Below are 22,907 nucleotides of genomic sequence, written 5' to 3' on the forward strand. Positions count from 1 at the left end.
GGGAGTATCTGAAAGACTGATTGTTGACTTCTTGGGGTGGGCATTTGATTAACTCCATTTAATCGGTATGACAGTTAGAATGAAGAGTATAGAATATAAACGTACAATATTCAAGTGATACTATCCCATGAGCATTTGTTTCAGCTTATTATTTGTATTACACTGGGTTTAGATTATGGGTGGCCAAGACTCCCCAAGACTCCCGCCAGTAAATTATGAAGATTATCACTGAGGTAAAAACAATATGCTAATGTACAATCCCCCTCACCCTGGTGAGATAATAAAAAAATTATGCCTAATTCCACTTGGTATAACAGTAACTGATGCCGCAAAAGGACTTGGTGTTAGTCGAAAAACATTATCAAGTATCATAAATGGAAAAGCAGGTATAAGCCCTGAAATGGCAATTCGCTTATCTATAGCATTCAGTACTACATCAGAGAGTTGGCTAAATCAACAATCACAATACGATCTTTGGCAGGCAGAATTACACCGAGATGAATTACATGTTACTAAGTTATCAGTAGCTTAAATGACATAATCGGGTAGCCGGAGGTTTCTCTCCTCCCAGCAGTAATCTAGGACAGCCATCAATTGAAAATTTAAACTATGGTTGTCCTTAATCCTCCCTAAAAATATACATCAATACTCAGTAATTTGACAGTTGTAACTCATTGGGTTACAGTGTTTTTATGATTATTACTTTCATACATAAAGGATTAGAGAAATTTTATAGTTAAGGCTCTACTGCTGGAATACAAGTAAACCACTCTAAACGCCTAAAGCTCATCCTTTCCAACCTAGACCAAGCAGAAAGTCCAAATGATATGGACTTACCAGGTCTTAAATTACATGAGCTAAAGGGAGATCGAAAAGGAATATGGTCAGTAAAAGTCAATGGAAACTGGAGAGTTACATTTCGATTTGAAGGTCGAGATGTTGAAATAGTTAATTACGAGGATTATCACTAAATGAGTATACACAATCCAGCTCATCCGGGTGAAATTCTCAAAGAATTAGTAATAGAACCATTAGGTGTTACTATTACTGATGTCTCTGAGCATTTGGATATAAGCCGAAAAACATTATCAAAAATTTTAAATGGTCATGGTTCAATTACACCAGAAATGGCATTAAGATTAGAACTAGCATTTAAAAACCATCCGCTGATCATTGGCTGAGGCTTCAAAATGCGTATGATCTTTGGCAATCACGACAACATCTAGCAACTTTGCATGTCCAACCATTTCAAATTGCCTCATAATGGATAGTGGTTTAGGCCACCCAGTGCGCCGAGCTAAATCGGTAAGAAATTGGAGGTGAAAGCCCTCTATCTGGAAAGGGTTAGCTCCCCACCGGAACTCCGAGTTATGGGCGGTTATTCGTAAGGGTAATGGTCGTCTTAAATTATGGCTGTCATCAATTCCATTGTTTGAATGGGTGGCTATGATTGTTGTTTGTTTGAAAAAATATTTTTAAATGATGGGTGTCTGGAATCGCAAGCAATGTATTAGTAGGCAAGGGAACCAGTCGGTCTTTATTGCCTTTGGCATTGCGAATATGTACTCGACAATTGATGGCATCAATATCGCCTACTTGTAAACGAAGCCCTTTGATGTGTCAACACTTTTCCGGACAGTTTTCTAAATATTTTTTGGCTGTTTCAAGTGATTTTTGTCATTTTGTATTTCCTATCATTTTAGTTTCTCATGTTAACTTTAAACAGATGAAGAGAAAGGGCTTTGCCCTCTGGAACGATAGAGCCGTTCCATTCACCCAAGGTATTTTCACAACGGTAATGATCCTGTTACAATATCTTCACGGCACAGGCTGAGGAGCCGATGGCCGTCAACGGTAATGGGCGGCATTTATGTCGCCTTTTACCCCTCTTCAATCAATCGATTTAAGCTATTTCCTGCTGTATTTCATAATCGACTGGTGACAAATAATCATTAGCCGAATGAAGTCGCTCCCGATTATAAAATACCTCAATATATTCAAATATTGCCTGCTTTGCTTCTACTCTGGTTTTGAATCGACAATGGTGCGTCAATTCAGTTTCAAACTATGAAAGAAGCTCTCTGATACAGCATTGTCCCAGCAATTTCCTTTGCGGCTCATAGACTGAATTATGTTATGATCCGACAATATTTTTCTATGACTATCAGAGGCATATTGGCTACCTCGGTCAGTATGCCAAAGCAATCCATCCATTGGTTTACGCTTCCATATGGCCATCAGTAAAGCATCATTGACTAGCTTGGCTTTCATTCGCTCATCCATCGACCAGCCAACAATTTGCCTAGAGAATAAGTCAATGACAACCGCTAAATATAACCAGCCTTCCTTGGTGGCAATATAGGTAATATCACCCACATAGTAGCGATCAGGTTGAGAGACAGTAAACTCTCTTTCCAGTAAATTTGGAGATATACGCTTATTATGCTTGGAATTAGTCGTCGCTTTAAAGCGTCTCTTCGTTTTACAAAACAAACCGGCTTTTTTCATTAATCGACCAATTCTCCGGCGGCTTATATGAACGCCTTTTTCAGCCAGTTTTCTTTTAAGACGACGGGTTCCATAAGTCTTGCGACTGTCTTCAAACAGTTTTTTAGCTGCTCAGTAAGCGCTTCATTTTCTTTCTCTCTATCCGTTTTAGGAGAGCTAACCCAATCATAATAGCAACTACGGGAAACATCCATAAAACGGCACAGAATCGTTACCGGGTAATCTTTAGCCTGATCAGTTATCCATGCGTACTTCACAAAGTTTCCCTTGCAAAGTACGCTGTGGCCTTTTTAATAAATCACGCTCCTGAATCACTTTTGCCAATTCTTTTTTCAGACGTTTTACTTCATCATAAATGTGTTCATCACTTCTATTGGCTACCGTCTTCACCGGTTTGGAATATTTACTGATCCAGGTATGTAGAGTATTTACATTAACACCTAGCTCCCTGGCAGTCTGAGAAACGGTTGATCCGTCTCATTAGCTAATTTGACAGCTGATTCTTTAAATTCTGATGTATAGCTTTTATTCGGTTTTTTTGTTTGATCATTCATTTTAGGTCACACTTTTTATTTTTTAGTTATTTTAAGTTGTGTGTCCGGTTAAGTATAGCCACATTACTTCACCCAATCGAAGTCCCATGCTGTACAAGGTGAAGAACAATACACGATAACTGAGTTTGCGAGTTGAAAGAAAAAGTTTATTGGCTTCATCAATGGTGATAATGTCTGGGATACGAACGATTTTAGGTGGCTTAATAATAGGAATATCAACCCAATTTCTCTTCAAAACATGAATATAAAAGAATTTTTAAACCATAGAGATCAAGCTTTACGGCACTCCAAGAAAGCCGTTCTAGAAGTGCATGAAAGTAGTCGATGAGTTGGTTTTCAGTCAGATTGTTTAGTTTTCCATTAAAATACTCACCAATTCGTCGAATGGCACGGGAGTATGCATCAATGGTTTTGGGTTGCAGGCCTTTAAGTTTTAAATGTTTGCAGTGTAATGCATAATATTGCTTGAATTGTTTATTATTTGGTGTTTTCATTAGGTTGTAACCTCTGTTATTTGAAGAGATCACACAAACCTGCTTATTGGTGTAAGCGGTAATTTATGAGGTTACACTAAATTAGAGTGATGAGCTGTTTTCTCCGCGATAGCGGTTCGTCCAACAAGTGGGTCAAGTTCGCCCACAAACAACGTGGGCTGGGACCTCCGCTTTACTCTGGCCTCTTACCCTAAGCGTTAGGCATAAATAATCATGTTAGATAGTATGCTCGCACAAATTTCGTCACATTCATTAGATATTACATGGTTTGTCTTGTGGGTATCCTCGTTCATTTTTGCATTGATTCTTGCATATCCTCCGATGAAATTAAAACCCTGGCGACGCTACCTTATTGCACTTTTTCTCTATGTCCTTATTCAAGCAGCCGTTACCATAATGACTAACGAGAGCATCGAACGTACGGTGGAGTCAGGCGATGATGGCGCAGGGTTGATGCTCGTGCCGGCCTTAATTGCTCTCCCATCAATATTGATGCTGTTCCTTCTGAGCTTGCGCGGATTGATCTGGCTGGCGCGTATTCTTTGGCGGTATGTTGGTAATAGAAATGTCTCGTCTAGCTAGTCGGTTCGTCAATCAAAAGAACGTAGCGCCTAACGAATAAGCGAAATATTTATTGCCACCCATCTTTTGAGATTAAGTGATGGGTGGCCTAAACCACTTTGCCATGGGTGGCCTAAACCACTTTTGAGTCTCTTTTTGCGTGCATCCTGTCGCAAAAAAACATCGCCAGTACCTAATGCAAGGTTCAGGTCAATATTGTCGATTATCCAACCTGGAAAATGGTATAATTCTTTTAGGGAAGCAGTTGCTGACATTTAATAGATTCCTTACAAAGTGATGTTTATGCTGTAGTGAGCTATAACATTATACTGTAAGTACTATTTTATGTTTTCGACTGTTTTCCCATCAGCCAAAGTGGTAAAGCCCCTTATTTATTCCCTAACAGACGATTTAAAGCAGAGAGTTAAAATAGAGTTGAATCTAAGCCTTCTAATTTAACTCTATTTTTAAATTAATTTGATTTGATTTGATTAGTATCCCAATTATAAGAAAAAGCTGATAAACTTAATGGTAATTTTAGTACATTCAATAGTTGTGATATACAAAGAGAAGCACGGAAATGGAAACTACCCTTGTACGAGTTTCTAGAGACTGAAATGTTAGCTTATAAAATAAAGGAATAATCATGGACGAAAATGTATACAAAACACCCGAATCAAATTTATCGGTAAAATCGGAAGAAAATGACAATATTGCGACTCGATGGAGTCGTTTTTGGGCATCGTTAATCGATGGTCTAATGATTATAGTAGTCACTGTCCCGACAATGTATTTTACCGGTGGCTTTGATGGGGTTTCAGAAGGAATTCAGCAACCTATTGCCTATACAGTTTCAATAGGGATTCTTGGTCTAGTAATATTTATGATGATAAATCTGAAGTTTTTGAAAAACTCCGGTCAAACTGTGGGGAAAAAAGCGTTAGACATTAAAGTCGTTACAATGGATGATGAACTGCCAACACTGAGTAATCATTTTCTTAAACGTTACTCAGTTTATTTTCTTCCAGGACAAATACCTTTGGCAGGTCAGTTTTTTTCAATGCTAAATATATTGTTTATCTTCGGCAAAAACAAGCGATGTATTCATGATTATGCTGCAGGTACAAAGGTAGTAAAGTGCTAATGAGATATTAGTTGTTTCTGGCGTTTTTGAATCAACTCAGAAATTTTCGGATAGCCATTTCCCTTTGCATCCTTAGCAATAATCTCAATCCAATTTTTTTCTGTGGGGATACAAGTAATCTTGTCCATTGCATATTGTGTTGATGCCATATCATTACTCATGGCAATGTGCCAAAGTGACACAACAGCTAAGCAAGAATCTGGGTGCGTAATTAAATCAAAGCCTTATCAATAAGACGTTCGAGCATTTCCTTATCATCAAACCGGTGATCTAGGACGCCCATTATTTGGAAAATCATGGGTGTCCGCAATCTGTCATGAATGGGTGGCTATGATTGTGTTTTTTAAATGATGGGTGTCTGGAATCGCAATTCATTAAATGATGGGTGTCTGGAATCGCATCTGGAATCGCAATTCAAAGCGGCAGGAACCTCCCCCAGTTTTGAACACATCTATTTATTTATAAGCCTAGAATGCTTAGGTGGTTATTTTCCTAGTCGATAGCAATTATTTCTTCTTTAAACGTCAGGCATTCATTTTCAACAATAGCCCTAACCACATGGATTTCCATTGCTTCTGTGCCAAAATTTTTATAATACAGAAACATATTTGTGTCGTTGAGAGTATTGCCACTTGATAGCGATCCATTCTTATATTGAGTGAATGTGTGTTTGTGGTATAGGTCGGTTGATTTCATTATTGACAAATGATGAGTATGACCACAGAAAACATGTCCTATATTATTCTCCCTTACGAACTCGACAACGAATTTGGAGTTGAAAAGAGGATCGGAATCAGTGTCCAGGATGGAATGGTGATTTAGAAGAATTATTCTATCGTAACTCTCTTTGCTAATTGCTTGAGAGAGTGCGTTCAATATTTCCTTCTCTACAAAACCGTTGTCTGTATAGAGTGAGCCAGTATCAAGGCATACTACCAGAATGGACTCACCATTAATCGTGATGTTTTTAAGAAAATTGATGTCAGTAAAATGTTCCTTTATGTCAATGGTATTGTCATCAAGAAAAAGTTTTTTCTTTCTACATTTTTTACGATTTAATGGGTGAACGACTTCTATATCGTCGATATACTGACGAAAATAGTCAGCACTTCGCATATTTCGTTTGTCATGATTTCCGGGGATTGAAATAACGTGTTGGCAATCAATTGACTTCAAAAAAATTCCGGCGGCTTCAAATTCATTTTCGAGAGCATCCGTCGTATTGTCGCCTGTGTTAATTACGATATCAGCCGCATAGCTGTTTAATTTCTCCAGCAACAATTCATTTTTCCCGAGCCAGTGACGAGGGCCAAAGTGCATATCTGAGATGTGTAGTATATTCATTTACGTTTCGAGTATATTTTTTTCGCTAAGCAAGTATATTTTAACCACTATTTAGGCTCATGTACTTTGGAATTGGTGTCAAAGTACATGCAGTTGTGACCAATAGAGGTTGAGTACGTCAGTATAATGTGACTATAGTATGTTGTAAAGGGGTGGGCTAGGACACCCATCGATTGAAATTTCAAACTATGGCTGTCTGAAGAGCGGATCTAGAGCGGATCTAGACACCCATTATTGAATTTACAATTCTATCGTCTAAATTATGGCTGTCATCAATTCCTCCGTAAGTTATGGCTGTCATCAATTCCTATTCCTTTTCTGTTTTTAAAATATCCAGTGCCACAGCTTCGGCTGCTTTTATACCATCGATACCAGCAGATAAAATACCACCTGCATAGCCAGCACCTTCACCGGTAGGGTATAAGCCCATCGTGTTTATACTTTGCATATCTTTACCGCGTTTTATACAAATGGGTGATGAGGTGCGTGTTTCTACACCCGTTAATATTGCATCTGCCATCGCAAAGCCTTTTATTTTTTTATCAAATGCGGGAATTGCTTCGCGGATAGCGGTGATTGCAAACTCGGGTAAGGCTTTAGATAAATCGCCCAGAGTGACTCCGGGTTGATAAGAAGGGGTGACGCTAGCTAACTCTGTTGATGGTTTGTTATTTAAAAAATCTCCAACTAATTGTGCCGGGGCATGATAGCTTGAACCACCTAATGTATACGCGAGCTTTTCTAATTTTCGTTGTAAATCTATGCCGGCGAAAACATGCTCCGGATAGTCCTGCTGTGGATCTATACCCACTACAATAGCCGCATTTGCATTACGTTCTTGGCGTGAATATTGTGACATACCGTTAGTGACGACGGCGCCCTCTTCTGAAGTAGCAGCAACGACTTGACCACCTGGACACATGCAAAAACTATAAACACTGCGACCATTCGGGCAATGATGTACCAGTTTATAATCTGCAGCACCTAATATCGGATTACCCGCTTCAGCACCAAAACGTGCTTTATCTATTACTGACTGAGGGTGTTCTATACGAAAGCCAATGGAAAAAGGCTTGGCTTCGATGTACACACCTTGATCCAGTAGCATTTGAAAACTATCTCGTGCACTATGACCAATGGCCAAAATAATATGTCGGGTATTTAATGATTCACCATTACTTAAAGTAATACCGGTGATCTGAGCACTTTCATTATCATTTGATGCTCCACGATGAATAATATCTACTTTGCTATTGAATCGAATTTCACCACCTAAACTGACGATTTCAGCACGCATGGTTTGTACCATTTTTACTAGTTTGAAAGTGCCGATGTGTGGTTTACTGATGGAGAGAATTTCTTTCGGTGCGCCGGCTTTAACAAACTCGGTTAATACTTTGCGGCCTAAATGGTTTTTATCTTTAACTTGGCTATACAACTTGCCGTCTGAAAAGGTCCCTGCGCCGCCTTCGCCAAATTGGACATTAGATTCGGTATTGAGCTTGCCATCACGCCATAAAGCCCACGTATCTTGAGTGCGTTGTCTAACATCTTGACCGCGTTCTAAGACAATAGGCTTAAGCCCCATTTGTGCAAGTACAAGAGCAGCAAGGATTCCAGAGGGGCCAAAACCGATGATGATAGGGCGCTGCTGATCAGCTGTTGGAAAGTCACTAACGCTGGGTGCAACAAATTTATAGCTTGTATCAGGGCTGGGTCTTACAAACGATTGTCCAGAAAACTTATCTAAAATGTTGCTTTCCAGTGTTTTTTCTAGCGTCACATCTAACTGATATATCAATAATATATTGGTCTTTTTACGTGCATCAAAGCTACGTTTGTAAACGCTGAAATCAAGTAAATCGTCTTTGTTTATGCCCAGTGTATTAATTATGGCAGCGGCTATGTCAGTTTCCTGATGATTAAGCGGCAATTTTATTTCATTAAGTCTTAACATGGATAATTCGCTTGAGGGGTATAAGTGATAGTACTGCGGCTCATTTTAACATCAATAAGTAAGACACCCAACCTAATTTTAGTTACTAAAATAATGGGGCTTCTGAAAAATGAGTGGTCATTTTACCCAAAAGAGTTAAACAGAGAGATGAATTAGTAACATTGCTTTGTTAAGGATGGGATACATAAATTTATGTACGTTAATCAAGCTGTGTTTTACTGAAAAGAAATTTGGGAGCAGATATATACACTCAATGATTGAAATTTCAAACTATGGCTGTCCTGCATTTGCTCTGCATTTGCTGCATCTAGCATTTGTGCCATAGATAAAATTTTGGTGCTATATTTTATCTATGCTGTTACGGGTATAATATCGTTATTTACTCATTTTGGGATGACATTAGTATGAGCAATGAGATCAATTACAAAAACAACCCCTTACACGGTGTTAGTTTGAAAAGCTTGTTGATTGAAATAGTCGATCAGTATGGTTTTGAGATACTATTTGCCTATTTAAATATCAATTGTTTTAAAACCAATCCAAGTATCGATTCCAGTGTTAAATTTTTAAAGAAAACGGATTGGGCACGTGAAAAAGTTGAAGTCTTCTATTTGTATGAATATAAATGCTTACCTAGAGCACCTTATGAACAGTTTTCATTATCTCCAAGAGAGCGGATCATTCGTAAGCGCTTAACGAACAGCGTTCTTTACCTTTTCCAATTCTGATTTTTTAAAATTCCAGGGAAGCAATGCTTCCAGCTTTTCAACCGTATCCGCATAAGGTAATTGGGTTAATACATAGACCATATACGCATATGGCTCAATATCATTGGCCTTAGCGGTTTCAATAAAACTATAATGAACTGCACTGGCATGTGCACCCTTTGGCGTATCTGAAAATAACCAGGCCTTTCTACCCACGCAGAATGGACGGATAGCATTTTCTGCCAGCACATTACTGATATTCAACCGACCATCTTCACAATAAACAGTCAGCTTAGGCCATTGATTATCAATATAGGTGAGTGCTTTTCCTGTCAAGCTGTCGTTCGGCACTTTGCCCAGGGTGTTATCGACCCATGTTCTTATTTTCTCAAGAAGCGGCAGGCTCTGTTTCTGACGAACCTTAAATTTTTCATTAACACTGGCTTCTTTTTATCTCACGCTCAATTAAATACAGCTTATTGATATGGGCCAGTGCCACATCGGCTTTTGTAGGCTTTTGATTGCTCTTTTTCTTTGGTTGTGCCGTCTGAGAATCTTTGAATTTACGGCGAGTGTGATCCCAGCAGCCGACCGATGTGGCATTATTTTGTGCACACACGGCATTGTAACCGGCATAGCCATCGGTTTGCAGATAGCCGCTAAAGCCATCAAGCAGGCGCAGTGGTACTTCCTTCTTACGAGAAGGATCGTATTCAAACAGCACACTGGGTTGTCCAGGTGGCCCGCCACGACTGACCCACATGTATTTGTTCGAATGAGCACTGAGTCCCGGCTCTTTTAATACTTTGAGCACCGTTTCATCCATTTGGATGATGTCACCCGACAGTTGATGTTCTCGCATGAGGTTGATGAGCGGCTGGAACTGATGAGCCAGTTTAATAGCCCAATTGGCCATGGTGGCTCGGGTTATATCGCCGCCATAGCGTGATAATATGCCTTCCATTCGATACAGAGGCAAACCATCGGCATATTTTGAGATAATGATGTGTGCCATCAGGTGAATACTGCCCATTGATTTAGGTAATGGATGTTTTGGCATGACCGCAGCTTTCATTGAACGACTGTCTGTGTCATTGGTGCCTGCAAAGACGGCTTTTTCCTGGAAGTATTCCAGTATTTGGACTTTAGCTGGAATGATATCCAGCTCTTCTCTGACTTTAGTGTAAAAACCTCAATGGCACCGGCTTTTTCTTCATCTGTCAGATCGATGAAGACAGGGACTCTTGGAATAGTCTTTGAGAAAGGCTTCCTGCCTGTTTTTTCTTTCTTCTTAGGCGAAGTGGTTTTAGGTTCAGGAGCCCCTCATCGTCAGCCGCCTGCTCAGCTTCATCAAATAAGCGTTCCTGACCATCACTTTTTCACTGCTGGGTGCAAAGCGTTTACTACGAGCCAGACGAAGGGCTTCTTCCAGTATTTTTATACGTTGGTTTTTCTGTTCAATGACACTCAACAATTCATTCTTGTCCGCGTGTGAAAAAGCGGAAAATATAGAGTCGTTTTTGTGGATTCAGCCTTGTTTTGCATGGCTTTATTATAACAAAAAATAGACTAAAAGTACTTAAAATACAGACTCATAATGCAATTTCTTATGCGGTTTCATGACACTGATATCATAGCCGTCTAATAGCCAGTTGATTTGTTGTCCGGTGATATTCATCAGGTCATCTTCACCCTTTGGCCATTTGAACTTTTCTTCTGAGAGACTTTTGTAATAGAGTACAAAACCGGTATTATCCCAGAAGAGGCATTTAATTTTATTACGCTGACGATTGGTAAAGGCATACAGATGGCCTGCAAAAGGATTATGACCTAATTCACATTCAACAATGGCACTGAGGCCAATAAAACTTTTACGAAATCAACAGGCTTCAGATAGAGATACACCTGTGGCAGGCTGAGTGATGGAAGTATGGCTGACTTCATTGGAACAATCCTGCTAATTGTTTTACCAGCTGTACATTATCGGCAGTCACCCCTTCAATGCGTAGCTGATTGGGTAATTCTACAATTAATGCTGAGGTGCGGGCTGAATAGTGTGTCGGGGAAGATAGTTGAATAAAACCATTCCCCTTTGTCATCGCACTGGTTTGCGTTGTTGCACCCAGCAACTTACGCTTGTAATAGCCAAAACGTTTGATGGGTAGCCCATGTTCCTGACAATAGGATGCCTGGCTGATACTGTTTTCATTCCATTGATTAACGTGGTCTTGCCAAAATTGTTTTGAGTTGGCTTGGGTTTCTGGTTTCATTGATGTGCCTCATAATTAATCGATGGATTGATTATGAGGCAGGGGAGATATTTTTTGAATAACGCTAGATGGTTAAGCGCTTACGATCATTCCAGAAGAGCAAGTACCGAGTAATCCTAGAGAGCTGAGTTTAGAGGATGCTGAGCGGTTGCACGCAAAGCGTGTAAATAAGCCAGTTGTGCGCGAGCAGTGGGGTGAGAAGTCCTCGGTAAAGAATGTTGATATATGGGCGAATCGGAAAAAAATCTGAGTGATGATGGAGCGAATGGAAGTCACTAATGAGGCAATAATCGGTACTAATTGGCCACTATAAAATACAGATGCTATCCATCTTTTATAGTAGTTTTATGAAAATTCTCTAAAAGCGCATAAAGTGTTTAACGTCAACGAATTTTGCTGATTTGTGAACGGCTTGCTTGACAACATTAGGGAAATAACGGAATCTTCATTAACAAATTTTTTCCTAATATATCGTTAGTTATTTTCAATAAGTAGTAGAAATTTCATTAAATATTGTGGTGCATAATGCAATCAATCAAGAAAAATATTTCTTTTGTTATTGGGTTGTTTTTTCTATTATTCTTAAATATTTCTTCTGCAACAACGACTCTGGGTAGCAAAAACAGGTGCGAATTCAAATGACTGCTTAACTGAATCTTATCCCTGTTTTAACAATACATCATGCAGCAAAGCTAGCCAACCAGCCTGGCGACATTGTTAATATAAAAAGTGGTATTTATAAAGAAAATAATGACAATCAGGGCTTATTGTATTTCAATATTCCAATCGGCGTGTTGCTTGAATCAAGTGGCACACTGGACAAGCCTATTACTTTACAAGCAGCACCGGGTCATGAAGGCAAGGTTATTGTTGATGGGCAAGGTACCAATACATTATTTTTTATTGGTGATCGCGATTATATCGTCATTCAAAATCTACATATAATTAATGCCTACAGCCAGGCCATTGGTAGTCGAGGTAAATCTGCAAGAATATATGATGATGCTAATAGCTCAATTGGTGTGCATATTTTAAATAATTATATTTTCAATACTAATTCAAATACTGCAGGTGCTAATATCGCCGCTATTCGTTTGGATCACTCAAAAGACTGGGTGATTCGCAATAATACTATTGATAGAATAACTCAAAATGGCATTTTAGCAAAAGCAAATCACACCTCGGGCATTCAAGCTTATGAGTACAACAATATACTCATAGAAAATAATAAAATAACGAATGTATCCAGTGGCATATTATGGAAGGATCACAATGTTATTAGTGATGATGGCAGTGGCTCTATTATTTACCATAATGGTTCTGAAATTCGCTTTAATATTATTGCAGAAGCCAGTAATGCTATATCATTAATCACCAATCGTAGTGGGGGTGATGAAGCCGCCAATCATTTCGTTCACCATAATATTTTCTATAATATAAGCACTGCTGGCATCCACATTAACATGTCGGACTCACTTTTTTCTTCGACCAACTTTAGGATCGAGCACAACATATTTGACAATGTTTCATTAGGTGTGACTAACGACTCATTTAAGCAGTCATCATTCCTGGGAAATATATTTGTTAACTGCCTAAAATCCTGTATAGACTTCAAAGATGAAACGGATATTGATGCTCAATTAGTGGCTTCGGATTATAACGTCTTTGATAATACATTCAAAGTTTCCATCGATCGATATGGCATATCACAGAGGTCATTTAAAACATTAACCGATTGGCAAGCAGCTAAAACAATAGATTTTGTCGCTCTCAGTTTTGATTTTCCTGATAGTAATAGCATCATCAGTAGTGCTGATTTGTTATTTATGGATTCAGTTAATCGAGACTATCACTATAAGAATACTTCACCTGCCAAGTCATTATTGGCCGATGCAAGTAACGCAGGCCCATACCAATTAGGCACAGAGCTTATCGGTTTATTGCCCGATTATCCATCTTATGATGTGCCCATTAAAAATAACCTATCCGATAACATAAAATACCGTCGCTCATCAATTATCTGGCTCTTACTTAAAAATGAATGAAATACCATTTTTTGAGTGGTGGTGTGGTAGGAGATTTTACGGGTTTGATTTGTTCAATGCGTTGTTTAATGGATGTATGCTCAGAGGTTTCCAGTGTTTTGAATATCCCGCTGCTTAGATGTCAATTTCTCTGAAGCACCGGAAACAAATATTTTTGAAAGCTTGATGGGGCGTACGCTTTGACGTACGCTAAAGTGAGAGGTTAATCATCATGATAATATTAAATGCTACTGAAGCACGTTCAAAGCTGTATAGACTTATAGATGAGACGGCTGAGACTCAACAACCCATTGTAATTACAAGTAAAAGAGACAATGCCATTTTAGTATCAGAAGAAGATTGGAATGCTATTTCTGAAACGCTTCATCTATTGTCGGTACCCGGAATGAGAGAGTCAATCCAGGAAGGATTAAAACAAGATCTATCTGAAAGTGCCAAGGAACTTGATTGGTGACTTGGACACTGGTGTATACAAGGCAAGCACAAAAAATTAGCTGCCTCGGGGTTAAAAATTAAAGCAACATTACTTTTGAACACCATTCAAAAAGACCCCTACCAAAATCCACTACTGTATGAGACATTGCTGGGTGATTTGTCAGGTGCTTATTCACGCCGAATCAATATTCAACATAGGCTTGTATATCAAGTGTATGAACAGGAGCATACTATTAAAGTTATCAGACTCTGGACGCATTATGCATAAAAGTTCATTTATAACAAAGTTTGCTTATACTCACCTATCATTTGGCAAGCTGTAGCTGTCCTTAATCTACTTGGTTTAAAATATATTAACCATAAAGTATGCTATAAATAAATAGAAAATGTAAAAATTTATCAGTTAATCAATCATCCAATCTTCAAGGGAATAAAATGTTATCAGGTGTAATGCTATTGTGGTTTATTCTTACCGGTATTTCGGTGCTATTTGTTGCTATTGATAGCATTAAAACGCCTGAATCCCCTGTTTTGAAATGGGGCTTTATACTACTTACTGCTTATACCGGTCCCGTGGGTGCATTTCTTTACTTGTAATCAAGTTTCTTTATGTGCTGGGTTGTCGTGAGCCTTTGCCCGGCTTGCATGAAAAATATACTGCCACGCGCTGGCGTCAGGTATTGGGATCAACGATGCATTGTGTCGCCGGTGATGGTCTGGGGATTTTAGCTGGAGCAATCTTAGGGGCTGTCATCCAGCTATCCAGACCCTGGGAAATTTCGGTTGAATATTTATTGGGTTTTGGTTTTGGCTGGACTATCTTTCAGGCTTTGTTTATGAAAGCTTCATCCGGTGGTTCGTTTATTAAAGCCTTAAAGAATACTTTTATTCCAGAACTTGTTTCAATGAACTATTTGATGGCAGCAATGGTACTCGTCACCACTTTTGGCATGCAGATGATTCCACAAAGTGGCGACCCTCTGACAATGGAGTTCTGGTTTGTTATGTCGATGGCCTTATTAATCGGATTTGTTGCTGCCTGGCCGATAAACTGGTGGTTGGTCAGTAATCATCTTAAACATGGCATGATGACGGTACGTCCAAGTGCGAGCCATACGGATGATAAAATGTCGGGACATTCTGCCTCTGTTCACGCAGAGCAAGGTGCTGCTACAGAAGAGCATACAGAAGATCATGATGGTGGTGAGCATACGGATAAAGTTTCATCTGTCATGATAGGATTTATGGTGCTGCTATCATTTGTTGTGTTTGGCATCAGTGTCAGTATTGCTCTAATGTATGGAAGCTAAAAGCATGAACGTTCGTCAATATTTTATCATTATCTCTATTCTTGTTTGCTCTACGTTGCTCCTGAGCCAGTTTTATTGGGGCTTTTTAATAGTAGGTCCGGTTATTTTTCTGGGCTTATATGATATGTTGCAAACAAGGCATACTAATGTACACATCATACTATTCTTCGTCTTTATCCGGTTATCGGACATTTACGCTACTTCTTTGAAAGTATTCGCCCCGAGATTCAACAATACTTTGTTGAATCGAATATCAGCGGTCGTCCTTTGAACCGTGAGTTTAGAGCTCTGGTTTATCAACGCGCAAAGAAGCAACGAGATACACGTCCTTTTGGCACACAGTTTGATGTCTATCGTTCCGGCTATGAATGGATAAACCATTCGCTTGCACCGATTGAAATTACCGATAAACATCCCCGGATCAAGTTTGGCGGTCCGGGATGTCAGAAACCTTACTTGGTTTCCCCCCTGAATATTTCAGCAATGAGTTATGGCGCATTAAGTCAGTCGGCTATTATGGCCTTAAATAAGGGGGCTAAGCTGGGAAATTTTTCGCATAATACTGGCGAAGGTGGCCTTAGTCCTTATCATTTAAAATATGGTGGGGATATTGTATGGCAGATTGGTACCGGCTATTTTAGCTGTCGAGATGAAAATGGTTTGTTTGATAAAGATCTGTTTGCGGAAAAAGCACAGCTTGATATTGTTAAGATGATTGAAATAAAATTATCACAGGGAGCAAAGCCCGGACATGGCGGTATTCTACCCGCAGCAAAATTAACTCAGGAAATTGCTGATATCAGACATGTACCGATGGGCGCTGCTGTTGTTTCACCCTCATCCCACTCGGCCTTTGATTCACCCACGGGCTTGTTGGAATTTGTTAGTGAATTAAGAACATTGTCTGGCGGAAAGCCCGTTGGCTTCAAATTATGCATTGGTAATAAAAGCGAATTTTTAGGCATTTGTAAGGCCATGTTAGCGACTGAAATCTACCCTGATTTTATCACCGTTGATGGTGCTGAAGGAGGAACTGGCGCAGCCCCTATTGAATTTACCAATTCTGTTGGTACACCACTACGTGATGGTGTTATATTTGTCAATAATGCTTTATTGGGTGTCGGGCTACGCCAACATATTCGGATTATTGCATCGGCTAAAATTCTTTCAGCGTTTCATATCGCCCGAATCATGGCTTTAGGTGCAGATACAGTCAATTCAGCTCGTGGTATGATGTTAGCTCTGGGTTGTGTACAATCGCTCAGTTGTAATACTGATGAATGTCCAACAGGGATTGCAACCCAGAATCCAGCCCGTTATAAATCATTAAATGTGAGTGATAAAAGCAAGCGTGTTGCTAATTTTCATCAGGCAACGGTTGAAGCTTTGATGGATTTATTGGGTGCCTGTGGTGTCCAAAGTTTGGATGAGTTGGACTTGAAGCATATTTATCGTCGTGTCGGTGGTACAAATATCGCAACGTATGAAGACTTGTACCCAGCCGTAAAGTCGCTTTGCCTGCGTTGTGGCATGGATATTCCCAAGGATTGGAAAAAAATATGGGAGGCTGCATCAGCAGATAAATGGCATTGATAAAAACAACTAAATTATAATTAACGAGAATATATTTTATGTTTGATGGTATTGTTAAGAACGAAGTTGTCGGATCTTTTTCAAGACGGCAGCAATTATTTTTCCGCTATGTCATTTTTGTACTCATTGACCTAACCGTAATTAATTTATTCAATGAATATTGGGGATATGTATTTATAGAAAGTTTTTCTATTTCATTAATGGTGGCATTATTGCTTCAGGTTTTATTGCAATTGACAATTCTTATTGAGCATCGTGTTGCCAATTATTTTAATAAAAAAGCAACGTTTAAAGCTAAACTGCTTCGTATTCTATCTGCATGGGCGATTCTTTTTAGCTCAAAGTTGATAATTTTAGAAGCAATCAATATATTCTTTGGTGATAGCGTCGTTTTCAGCGGTCCTATCCATGGTCTAGTGTCATTTATTGCTGTTGTAATTGTCATCATAACAGTAGAACAAATATTTCTCTTTGGTCATCGAAAGTTGGCATCTAAGTCTGATGAAGATTTCTAATAGGGATTAGTGTATGTATGAAGTCTTGGCCTTGCTGGCTTTATTCGTACTGGTATACAACCCCGTTGCCGGTGCTGTTGAGCGCTCCTAGGTCAGTGGACCTATGATTTTTACTCTATTTGGTTTATTGATTGGTCCATTTGGCTTTGATGTGCTGTCCTTAGAAGCCGACCGGGAAATGATTAAAGCACTGGCTGAGCTAATGTTTGAATTAGTGTTATTTGCTTATGCAGTCAACGCTGATCTCGGTGTGTTGAAGAAAACCTCTGGCTTGCCGATGCGCTTGTTGTTGATTGGATTGCCACTGACTATTCTGCTGGGTATCGGCGTTGCTATGCTGTTATTTGATCAACTATCATTGTTTGCTATGGCAGTATTGGCAACGATGCTAGCACCCACCGATGCAGCACTTGGTAAGGCGGTGATAACCAATAAGACTATGCCCGATGAGATCCGCGAAGGCTTAAACGTAAAAAAATCAGTTGAACCTACTGCGACCGCCTTATGCACTGAATCTTAAGGATTTTCCATTCACCCGTAGGGTGACTACGAATAAAGCCAAAATAACCTGTAAAACCCTTAATTTTCAGCACCTAAGTCGCTCTCGCTACGATTCAACTGATTATTTTAGGTTAAATGTTGAAAGTGGTCTGAATGATGGAATTTGTGTACCGGTGTTACTGTTATTTTTAACTCTGGCTTTGGGACATGCAGGTGATCAAGGTGCATGGACTTTGGGGATAAAGCTGGTGAGTGAAGAAATCGGTATTGGCCTTGCCGTGGGATTGGTGTTGACTTATTTTGCCATCAGATTGTTTGGTATTGCGCATTTCCGGCGATGGTTGACACATATCTGGATTCAAGTGCCAGTGATTGCCTTGGCACTGAGCTGTTTTTCTATAGCACAGTATCTCGGTGGCAGTGGTTTTATTGCTGCATTTAGTGGTGGACTCCTCATCGGTAAGTTGGGGCATTATCTCCCCCGAAAAGTACATGATGAATTTCTTCTTGCTTCAGAGGGTACGGGTGATACCTTGGCCTTGATCACCTGGGTGATTTTTGGTTCAGCGGTGGTGGGGCAGGTAGTTGAAAATTTCAGTTGGTTGATCTTACTTTATTCGCTATTGAGTTTGACATTAATTTATATGATACCGGTGGTTTTATCGCTCATTGGCAGTCCGGTGGATACCGAAGGTAAACTGTTTATCGGCTGGTTCGGTCCACGTGGTTTAGCAAGTATCGTATTTACGGTCATCGTGTTGGGAAGTGGATTGCCAGAGAGTAGCGTATTGGCGACTACGGTAGTGTATACGGTTATTCTTAGTATCATTGGCCACGGTGTCACCGCAAATCTATGGGCCAAGGCTTATGGCAAACGTAAGCGACTGGCTACTAAGTAATGAATGTAATTCATTCATTTTATTGCTTAATCAAAAGTACCACATCTTTTTCTGGGATAACTAAAGTGGCTTGCCAATGTTGAGCCAGCCACTGAAAGCTATCTTCGCTGAAGAAACAAACATGGGTGATATCATTTTTGTAATGCCAGCGCGAGAAGGCATCCTGATCAATCACTCGCTTAGTCATAATGCCCAATATGCCCTGAGGTTTTAAACAAGTCCAGAGCCGTTCAAGTGTCTGACGAGGATGATGTAGGTGTTCTACAACTTCTGTTGCGGTAATGAAATCATATTGTTGCGCTAATAATTGGGGCTTATGTGCGAAAAAAAGGTCATAGTTTTCCACCGAATGTCCGGCTTCATTAAAGAGTGTTGCCAAAACAGGTCCCGGACCAGAACCAAAATCCAAACCCTGACTTGCGGGTTTTAAACGCTCTAAGAGTGGCCTTGCCATACGCATCAAAAAATGTCGATAACCGGTGTCCTCGGCAGAATTTTCATGCAGTTCATAAATGACTTTTTCTTCTTCAGCACTGATAAATTGTGTGGGTGGAACAAATACCAAGGCACATTCAGGGCAATAAAAATATTGTCTGTGATCTTCAAAGTAAGGCTGTCCGGTTTTTAATTGACATAGAGGACATAAGAAAGCATCTGTTTCAGACATGATTTGAATTCATTTTATCCGCAATAATACTCAGTGCATCCTCGACGGTTTCCCTGATTGCGGCTTCTTTATCATTGGCCAGTGATTGAATGACAGGAATGGCCTGCGGACTTTCAGTGAGTCCCAGATAATAACAGGCATCGTGACGAATATTATTATCTGATGAATTCACCAGTTCTCTCAAGGCCGGAATGAGAGCCTGAAGTGAAGGCTGACCCTGAAATTCTTCAAAAATAGCGCCGATACCAATTTTTGCCCCAAGGGCAACCTCGTTGCTTTGTATCATTTTGGGTAAATGATGCAATAAGTCCGGTTCTTTTTTGAGTAATTGGATCACTTGTTTTAATTGACCAGTTGTCAGTAATTCATTGAAATATTCTTGCATGCCGGTTTCGGATTGAGCCAGTTGAATCCATTTACTTAATTCGCTCTTGGTTTGTGCGCCGGTAAACTCAAATGGACCTATTTTTACCCAAGGAACCGAGCGAATATTAAGCTCACGGGCTTTTTCGGGAACCAGTGCCATATTGCTGATGTCTAATTGGGCAATATCCCCCGCTTTTATGAGTTCACTCAGTGCTTGTAAGACATTGGAGCAGTGAGGGCAGCCTGGCGCGATAAATAATTTGACAGTCATCATTGGTTTTTTGCTTTTTAGTCGTATAAATGAGTGGAAATTTAACATACTGTCAGCAATTGAGATAGAGGAATTTGTTATCAAATATTTTAAGTCATCCATTCAGGCATCACTCGCTTGTTCTTTTTTGTTGTTAGCAATGGCTGTCAGTGCAGAGCCATCAGCCAGACAGGAGCCGTCAGCCAATCAAGAGCCATCAGCCACACAAAAGCAACATCCAAGTACTGCTTATTCGGCTGAGTTAAGCAAAAAACTACAAGCAGCCTATCAAGCAAAGGGTAAAGACTATAAACCCCGCACAGAACATTTTAATAAAGAAGGTGCTGCAAAATATACCAACCGCTTGATCCTGGAAGAATCCCCATACTTAATTCAACATGCTCACAACCCAGTGAACTGGTATGCTTGGAGTAAAGAAGCCTTCGAAAAAGCTCGCAAAGAAAATAAGCCGGTGTTTCTGTCTATCGGTTATTCGACTTGTCACTGGTGTCATGTGATGGAAAAAGAAAGCTTTGATAATGAAGCAATTGCAGCATATCTCAATGAACATTATATTGCCATTAAAGTGGATCGTGAACGTCGCCCTGATGTGGATAAAATCTATATGACAGCGCTCATGATCATGAAACAAAGTGGTGGCTGGCCAATGTCATCTATCTTAACCCCTGATGGCAAGCCGTTTTATTCCGGCACTTATTTTCCTCCCGACTTGTTTATTCAAGTTTTAGAACAAGCGAGTCAATTGTGGCGTGATGACGAAGAGAACCTCAGAGCCATCGCAGAAAAAATAACGCTTGCTGTACAAAGTCGCCAGCGTGGTTTAGAGCAAGCTGAACATATTGGCAAAGAGCGAGTGCAAATTGCCGTGATCAATCTCATGAATAGCTTTGATGACTTGCAAGGTGGTTTTTCAGCAGCGCCTAAATTTCCCAATGAAACCTATCTGTTTTTATTGCTAGATGTGGCCATCAGAGATCAAGATGAAGAAGTCTTACAGGCATTAATATCAACCATGAACCACATGGCTCAGGGTGGTATTTATGATCAAGTTGGGGGTGGTTTTCATCGTTATGCAACAGACAATGAATGGCTGGTGCCCCATTTTGAAAAAATGCTCTACAACCAGGCGCACCTGGTCAGGAATTATCTGCAACTTTATCGTGTTACTCAGGATGAAAATTATCATCGAGTAGTGACACAAACATTAGATTACGTCTTGCGTGAAATGCGCGACCTTAAAGGTGGCTTCTTTTCTGCCAGTGATGCGGATAGTGAGGGGGAAGAAGGCAAGTTTTTTGTTTGGAGCAAGACTGAATTTGAAGCTGAGTTAACAAACTCATTAGGGTCTGAACTATCCAGTTTAGCGACGGCTGTTTATGGTGTGACTAAGGACGGTAATTTTAGTGAACAAGCTGCCCATGAAGTCACAGGTAATAATATTTTATATTTACCCGAATCACTGGCTGCTTTTTCGCAACATAAAAAAATACCATTAGCGATGTTATATCAAGATATCGATAAAATTCGTGATGTTTTGTATAAGAAGCGTCAGAGCAGAATTGCTCCCACTATTGATCATAAAGTGCTTACCGCATGGAATGGTATGATGATTACAGCCTTCGCACAAGCGGGCAAGCAATTAGATAATAAAAACTATCTTGATGCAGCAATAAAGGCAGCAGACTACCTCTGGCAAGTACATCATGTGTCAAGCAATTTTTCTGCTTCTAAACTGCTACGCGTCAGCCTTGATGGTAAAGCATCAGTCACTGCAACATTAGCCGATTATGCTTATCTTATTCAAAGCTATCTAGCCTTATTTGATGCCACTGAAAACCAGCAATGGTTACAACGCAGTCAGACCCTAATGAGTGAAATGCTAAGTTTGTTCTGGGACAAAGAAGAGGGTGCTTTTTATATGAGTGCTTTGATTGATACCAGCCTCCCCGAACATGAGCAAGGAGTCGAATTATTTGATCGACCTAAGGATATTTATGATGGCGCTATTCCTTCGGCCAATGCAGTCGCTTTGGAAGGTCTCACGCATTTATATTTGAGAACCGGAGAAGAAAATTATCATGCCAAGGCCATGGCTTTGATTGCTTCTTTGTCATCAAAGGTTAAAGTCACACCCTCATCGTTTTCCTATTTGCTGATGGCTGTGAATCAGTTGAATTTTGGTGAGTTGTCAGATGTTCAATACGGGGGAAAAGGTCATGTCAAACTTGAAGCTCAACATCAATTAAACGACCAAGCCAAAGAGGGAAGTATCTTCGTTGATATAAAACTTAATTTTGATGAACATTGGCATATCAATAGCCGTTATCCCAAGGATGAAGACTTGCAAGCAACATCCATTACTTTGGGCGAGAAGGCAAAAGGTTTATGGAAAATTACTCGCGCAGAATATCCTCAAGGTGAAATGGTGAAATTGAAGTTTAATGATACGCCATTGTCGCTTTATCAAAACTCAGTGACGATTAAGGTGTTATTGGAGAAAATTGCTCACTCTAATCGCTCTAATAACAAGCAGGAAAAAAACGAAATGCTGTCTATTCCATTGAAAGTTAATTATCAGACTTGTAGTGATAAGGTATGCTTGGCACCTGAGAGTAATACTTTTTATGTTTTTTCGAGGGACTCCGGGAATTTGGATAAATAGCGGATAAAATGAGAACGGAAAAACATTGCCGTTTAAGTTGATTTTTGTTCTCCACAATAAGGCCTAAACCGCTTTTGTGCTTTCGGATTACTCCCACCCACCAT

At 39.8% G+C, this 22,907-nt stretch carries 23 protein-coding genes and 7 pseudogenes; 16 read left to right on the top strand and 14 right to left on the bottom strand.

All coding sequences use genetic code 11. From position 1 onward, the window contains the following. Positions 1-244: 244 nt before the first annotated feature. The 3 genes and pseudogenes from JEU79_RS06105 to JEU79_RS06115 all read left to right on the top strand — a co-directional run bounded on the left by JEU79_RS06105 (position 245) and on the right by JEU79_RS06115 (position 1,264). A complete protein-coding gene (locus JEU79_RS06105; protein WP_198263390.1) occupies positions 245-532 on the top strand; it encodes a HigA family addiction module antitoxin in 288 nt (95 codons plus the stop codon). A 160-nt stretch (positions 533-692) separates the two neighbouring features. Then, positions 693-971: pseudogene (locus JEU79_RS06110) on the top strand (type II toxin-antitoxin system RelE/ParE family toxin). Beyond that, positions 972-1,264 (top strand): annotated as a pseudogene (locus JEU79_RS06115) (HigA family addiction module antitoxin). Positions 1,265-1,419: 155 nt separating this feature from the next. Here JEU79_RS06115 and JEU79_RS28385 read toward each other — a convergent pair. The 3 pseudogenes from JEU79_RS28385 to JEU79_RS06125 form a co-directional block, all read right to left on the bottom strand. After that, positions 1,420-1,614: pseudogene (locus JEU79_RS28385) on the bottom strand (hypothetical protein); the annotation flags it as partial. 289 nt (positions 1,615-1,903) lie between these two features. Then, positions 1,904-3,062: pseudogene (locus tag JEU79_RS06120) on the bottom strand (IS3 family transposase). Between the two features lie 67 nt (positions 3,063-3,129). After that, positions 3,130-3,556, bottom strand: a pseudogene (locus tag JEU79_RS06125) (phage integrase N-terminal SAM-like domain-containing protein); the annotation flags it as partial. Between the two features lie 321 nt (positions 3,557-3,877). Between JEU79_RS06125 and JEU79_RS06130 the strand changes: the two are divergent. Continuing rightward, a complete protein-coding gene (locus JEU79_RS06130) occupies positions 3,878-4,138 on the top strand; it encodes a hypothetical protein (protein ID WP_198263391.1) in 261 nt (86 codons plus the stop codon). A gap of 29 nt (positions 4,139-4,167) precedes the next feature. Here JEU79_RS06130 and JEU79_RS06135 read toward each other — a convergent pair whose 3' ends face one another. Next, on the bottom strand, positions 4,168-4,392 hold the full coding sequence (locus JEU79_RS06135; protein WP_198263392.1) for a hypothetical protein: 225 nt from the start codon (positions 4,390-4,392) through the stop codon (positions 4,168-4,170). Between the two features lie 371 nt (positions 4,393-4,763). On the opposite strand from JEU79_RS06135, the gene JEU79_RS06140 reads away from it, so the two are divergent. After that, on the top strand, positions 4,764-5,261 hold the full coding sequence (locus JEU79_RS06140) for an RDD family protein (RefSeq protein WP_198263393.1): 498 nt from the start codon (positions 4,764-4,766) through the stop codon (positions 5,259-5,261). Here the strand turns inward: JEU79_RS06140 and JEU79_RS06145 are convergent. From JEU79_RS06145 to JEU79_RS06155, 3 genes are all read right to left on the bottom strand, one after another. Further along, the gene (locus JEU79_RS06145) at positions 5,258-5,410 is read right to left on the bottom strand and encodes a hypothetical protein (RefSeq protein ID WP_198263394.1); all 153 of its coding nucleotides are present in this window, start codon (positions 5,408-5,410) and stop codon (positions 5,258-5,260) included. The genes JEU79_RS06140 and JEU79_RS06145 overlap by 4 nt on opposite strands. A gap of 343 nt (positions 5,411-5,753) precedes the next feature. Further along, positions 5,754-6,605 (bottom strand): metallophosphoesterase family protein, encoded by an 852-nt coding sequence (locus JEU79_RS06150; RefSeq protein ID WP_198263395.1) that lies wholly within the window; start codon positions 6,603-6,605, stop codon positions 5,754-5,756. Positions 6,606-6,912: 307 nt separating this feature from the next. Then, positions 6,913-8,562: an NAD(P)/FAD-dependent oxidoreductase gene (locus tag JEU79_RS06155; protein WP_198263396.1), complete on the bottom strand. Its 1,650-nt coding sequence runs from the start codon at positions 8,560-8,562 to the stop codon at positions 6,913-6,915. A 404-nt stretch (positions 8,563-8,966) separates the two neighbouring features. Here JEU79_RS06155 and JEU79_RS06160 point away from each other — a divergent pair. Continuing rightward, positions 8,967-9,245, top strand: a pseudogene (locus JEU79_RS06160) (VF530 family protein); the annotation flags it as partial. A 9-nt stretch (positions 9,246-9,254) separates the two neighbouring features. Here JEU79_RS06160 and JEU79_RS27370 read toward each other — a convergent pair. The 5 genes from JEU79_RS27370 to tnpA form a co-directional block, all read right to left on the bottom strand. Further along, the gene (locus tag JEU79_RS27370) at positions 9,255-9,671 is read right to left on the bottom strand and encodes an IS66 family transposase (RefSeq protein WP_343075004.1); all 417 of its coding nucleotides are present in this window, start codon (positions 9,669-9,671) and stop codon (positions 9,255-9,257) included. A 31-nt stretch (positions 9,672-9,702) separates the two neighbouring features. Beyond that, complete coding sequence (gene tnpC / locus JEU79_RS27375; protein ID WP_343075005.1) at positions 9,703-10,434, bottom strand: IS66 family transposase; 732 nt, start codon at positions 10,432-10,434, stop codon at positions 9,703-9,705. Between the two features lie 147 nt (positions 10,435-10,581). After that, positions 10,582-10,743, bottom strand: coding sequence for a hypothetical protein (locus tag JEU79_RS26105; RefSeq protein ID WP_246540037.1), 162 nt, complete (start codon positions 10,741-10,743; stop codon positions 10,582-10,584). Between the two features lie 105 nt (positions 10,744-10,848). After that, positions 10,849-11,133 carry an IS66 family insertion sequence element accessory protein TnpB gene (gene tnpB, locus JEU79_RS06170; RefSeq protein ID WP_198265884.1) on the bottom strand — a complete coding sequence of 95 codons (285 nt, stop codon included), beginning with the start codon at positions 11,131-11,133 and terminating at the stop codon, positions 10,849-10,851. 76 nt (positions 11,134-11,209) lie between these two features. Continuing rightward, positions 11,210-11,539 (bottom strand): IS66 family insertion sequence element accessory protein TnpA, encoded by a 330-nt coding sequence (tnpA, locus tag JEU79_RS06175; protein ID WP_198262442.1) that lies wholly within the window; start codon positions 11,537-11,539, stop codon positions 11,210-11,212. Between the two features lie 791 nt (positions 11,540-12,330). Here tnpA and JEU79_RS06180 point away from each other — a divergent pair. The 9 genes and pseudogenes from JEU79_RS06180 (at position 12,331) to JEU79_RS06215 (ending at position 18,837) form a co-directional block, all read left to right on the top strand. Beyond that, a complete protein-coding gene (locus tag JEU79_RS06180; protein ID WP_198263398.1) occupies positions 12,331-13,584 on the top strand; it encodes a right-handed parallel beta-helix repeat-containing protein in 1,254 nt (417 codons plus the stop codon). Positions 13,585-13,795: 211 nt separating this feature from the next. Next, positions 13,796-14,038: a type II toxin-antitoxin system Phd/YefM family antitoxin gene (locus JEU79_RS06185; protein WP_198263399.1), complete on the top strand. Its 243-nt coding sequence runs from the start codon at positions 13,796-13,798 to the stop codon at positions 14,036-14,038. Next, positions 14,035-14,287 (top strand): annotated as a pseudogene (locus tag JEU79_RS06190) (Txe/YoeB family addiction module toxin). Before JEU79_RS06185 ends, JEU79_RS06190 begins: the two are co-directional and overlap by 4 nt. Before the next feature lie 167 nt (positions 14,288-14,454). Further along, the gene (locus tag JEU79_RS26110) at positions 14,455-14,616 is read left to right on the top strand and encodes a hypothetical protein (protein WP_246540038.1); all 162 of its coding nucleotides are present in this window, start codon (positions 14,455-14,457) and stop codon (positions 14,614-14,616) included. Between the two features lie 14 nt (positions 14,617-14,630). Continuing rightward, positions 14,631-15,329, top strand: coding sequence for a DUF4396 domain-containing protein (locus tag JEU79_RS06195; RefSeq protein WP_246540039.1), 699 nt, complete (start codon positions 14,631-14,633; stop codon positions 15,327-15,329). 267 nt (positions 15,330-15,596) lie between these two features. Next, positions 15,597-16,922 (top strand): FMN-binding glutamate synthase family protein, encoded by a 1,326-nt coding sequence (locus JEU79_RS06200; protein ID WP_343074949.1) that lies wholly within the window; start codon positions 15,597-15,599, stop codon positions 16,920-16,922. Positions 16,923-16,960: 38 nt separating this feature from the next. Beyond that, positions 16,961-17,437, top strand: a complete 477-nt coding sequence (locus tag JEU79_RS06205) for a hypothetical protein (protein WP_198263400.1) — start codon at positions 16,961-16,963, stop codon at positions 17,435-17,437. 103 nt (positions 17,438-17,540) lie between these two features. Then, positions 17,541-17,957: a cation:proton antiporter domain-containing protein gene (locus JEU79_RS06210; RefSeq protein ID WP_198263401.1), complete on the top strand. Its 417-nt coding sequence runs from the start codon at positions 17,541-17,543 to the stop codon at positions 17,955-17,957. Then, a complete protein-coding gene (locus JEU79_RS06215) occupies positions 17,920-18,837 on the top strand; it encodes a cation:proton antiporter domain-containing protein (RefSeq protein ID WP_198263402.1) in 918 nt (305 codons plus the stop codon). The genes JEU79_RS06210 and JEU79_RS06215 overlap by 38 nt, the downstream gene beginning before the upstream one ends. A 19-nt stretch (positions 18,838-18,856) precedes the next feature. Here JEU79_RS06215 and JEU79_RS06220 read toward each other — a convergent pair whose 3' ends face one another. Both JEU79_RS06220 and JEU79_RS06225 read right to left on the bottom strand, forming a co-directional pair. Beyond that, positions 18,857-19,504 (bottom strand): class I SAM-dependent methyltransferase, encoded by a 648-nt coding sequence (locus JEU79_RS06220; RefSeq protein ID WP_198263403.1) that lies wholly within the window; start codon positions 19,502-19,504, stop codon positions 18,857-18,859. Beyond that, positions 19,497-20,144 (bottom strand): thioredoxin family protein, encoded by a 648-nt coding sequence (locus tag JEU79_RS06225; RefSeq protein WP_214660512.1) that lies wholly within the window; start codon positions 20,142-20,144, stop codon positions 19,497-19,499. Before JEU79_RS06225 ends, JEU79_RS06220 begins: the two co-directional genes overlap by 8 nt. Here JEU79_RS06225 and JEU79_RS06230 point away from each other — a divergent pair. Continuing rightward, on the top strand, positions 20,131-22,803 hold the full coding sequence (locus JEU79_RS06230) for a thioredoxin domain-containing protein (RefSeq protein WP_198263405.1): 2,673 nt from the start codon (positions 20,131-20,133) through the stop codon (positions 22,801-22,803). The genes JEU79_RS06225 and JEU79_RS06230 overlap by 14 nt on opposite strands. The last annotated feature ends 104 nt before the right edge of the window (positions 22,804-22,907 follow it).

This window comes from sulfur-oxidizing endosymbiont of Gigantopelta aegis (assembly GCF_016097415.1).
Classification (GTDB): domain Bacteria; phylum Pseudomonadota; class Gammaproteobacteria; order GRL18; family GRL18; genus GRL18.

Coding starts and splice junctions, on each gene's coding strand:
- JEU79_RS06145 (WP_198263394.1), bottom strand. CDS start 5,410: ATGGCATCAACACAATATGCAATGGACAAGATTACTTGTATCCCCACA.
- JEU79_RS06140 (WP_198263393.1), top strand. CDS start 4,764: ATGGACGAAAATGTATACAAAACACCCGAATCAAATTTATCGGTAAAA.
- JEU79_RS06135 (WP_198263392.1), bottom strand. CDS start 4,392: ATGTCAGCAACTGCTTCCCTAAAAGAATTATACCATTTTCCAGGTTGG.
- JEU79_RS06225 (WP_214660512.1), bottom strand. CDS start 20,144: ATGATGACTGTCAAATTATTTATCGCGCCAGGCTGCCCTCACTGCTCC.
- JEU79_RS06150 (WP_198263395.1), bottom strand. CDS start 6,605: ATGAATATACTACACATCTCAGATATGCACTTTGGCCCTCGTCACTGG.
- JEU79_RS26110 (WP_246540038.1), top strand. CDS start 14,455: ATGTTATCAGGTGTAATGCTATTGTGGTTTATTCTTACCGGTATTTCG.
- JEU79_RS06205 (WP_198263400.1), top strand. CDS start 16,961: ATGTTTGATGGTATTGTTAAGAACGAAGTTGTCGGATCTTTTTCAAGA.
- JEU79_RS06185 (WP_198263399.1), top strand. CDS start 13,796: ATGATAATATTAAATGCTACTGAAGCACGTTCAAAGCTGTATAGACTT.
- JEU79_RS06220 (WP_198263403.1), bottom strand. CDS start 19,504: ATGTCTGAAACAGATGCTTTCTTATGTCCTCTATGTCAATTAAAAACC.
- JEU79_RS06155 (WP_198263396.1), bottom strand. CDS start 8,562: ATGTTAAGACTTAATGAAATAAAATTGCCGCTTAATCATCAGGAAACT.
- JEU79_RS06105 (WP_198263390.1), top strand. CDS start 245: ATGCTAATGTACAATCCCCCTCACCCTGGTGAGATAATAAAAAAATTA.
- tnpA (WP_198262442.1), bottom strand. CDS start 11,539: ATGAAACCAGAAACCCAAGCCAACTCAAAACAATTTTGGCAAGACCAC.
- JEU79_RS06130 (WP_198263391.1), top strand. CDS start 3,878: ATGAAATTAAAACCCTGGCGACGCTACCTTATTGCACTTTTTCTCTAT.
- JEU79_RS06210 (WP_198263401.1), top strand. CDS start 17,541: ATGATTTTTACTCTATTTGGTTTATTGATTGGTCCATTTGGCTTTGAT.